Raw genomic sequence first — 1,088 nt, forward strand, 5'->3', positions numbered from 1 at the left:
GGGCACCGCCAGCAGAAGCACGGTCTCGGTCAGCTGGTCGCCACTCTCCATCATGCGCCGAGGTTACCGGTCGGGCGTGCCGTAAACGGTCGTTTGTGGCACGACTCAAGCGTCCCGCTGGGGTACACCCATACGCGACCCCGCTCACGATGCGTTGTCCCTGTTTCATAAGGTTGCTGAACCATTTTTGAGATAGAGTCCCGGTGACCTCTTGGATGATTGTGAGACGCGGGGAGGCTCTTGTGGGCAAGACGGATCCGGCAGGGCAGCGCATCGCATACGTGCGCGTGTCCACCGTCGAGCAGAACCCCGCGCGGCAGCTCGAGGCCGTGGGGGAGTGCGACCGCATCTTCACCGAACACGCCTCCGGAAAGAGCACCGAGGGGCGCCCGCAACTCGCAGAGCTCATCGCCTACGCCCGCCAGGGCGACACTGTGGTCATCGCATCCATGGACCGCCTCGCCCGCTCCCTGGCCGACCTAAGCCAGATCGTCCAGCAGCTCACCGACAAGGGCACCGCCGTCGAGTTCTTGAAAGAGCGCCTGATCTTCCGTGCCGGTGATGATGACCCGTTCGCCCGCTTCCAGATGCACCTGATCGGCGCCGTCGCCGAGTTCGAGCGCGAGCTCATCCGACAGCGGCAGCGCGAGGGCATCGAGGCGGCCAAGAGGCGCGGCGCCTACAAGGGCCGGCCCCGCAAGCTCACCTCAGCCCAACTGGAGGAGCTGCGCACCCGCGCCCTGGCCGGCGTCCCCAAGAAGCAGCTCATGGCCGACTACGGGATCAGCCGATCCACGCTCTACCGGAGCCTTGGGCAGCCCGGACTGCCGCTGCCCTCGGATGGGTCCTGACGCGCCGGGGCTGTTTTGTCGGGGGCAGGCTCTACCCTCGCGTCCATGACCGAGACCTTGACCGCGCTGGATGGGAAGCTGCTCTTCCCGCCGCTAGTTGTACTGACCGGAGACGTTGGTCAATCGTGAGAACGGCGGCTGGTTCCCGCAAGCCGTGTGGTGGGCTTACCCTTCTGTTGTTGACACCTGAGATGGCGGGTCGTGGTGACCTGCGGGAGGTTGTCGTCATGAGGAAGC

The 1,088-nt window shown here is 65.5% G+C and carries 1 protein-coding gene; it reads left to right on the top strand.

What is annotated here, in order from left to right:
- Positions 1-215 precede the first annotated feature (215 nt).
- Complete coding sequence (locus tag CJ197_RS14775) at positions 216-851, top strand: recombinase family protein (protein WP_102237480.1); 636 nt, start codon at positions 216-218, stop codon at positions 849-851.
- Positions 852-1,088: the final 237 nt, after the last annotated feature.

It is taken from the genome of Brachybacterium sp. UMB0905, assembly GCF_002871795.1.
Lineage (GTDB): Bacteria > Actinomycetota > Actinomycetes > Actinomycetales > Dermabacteraceae > Brachybacterium.

Coding starts and splice junctions, on each gene's coding strand:
- CJ197_RS14775 (WP_102237480.1), top strand. CDS start 216: ATGATTGTGAGACGCGGGGAGGCTCTTGTGGGCAAGACGGATCCGGCA.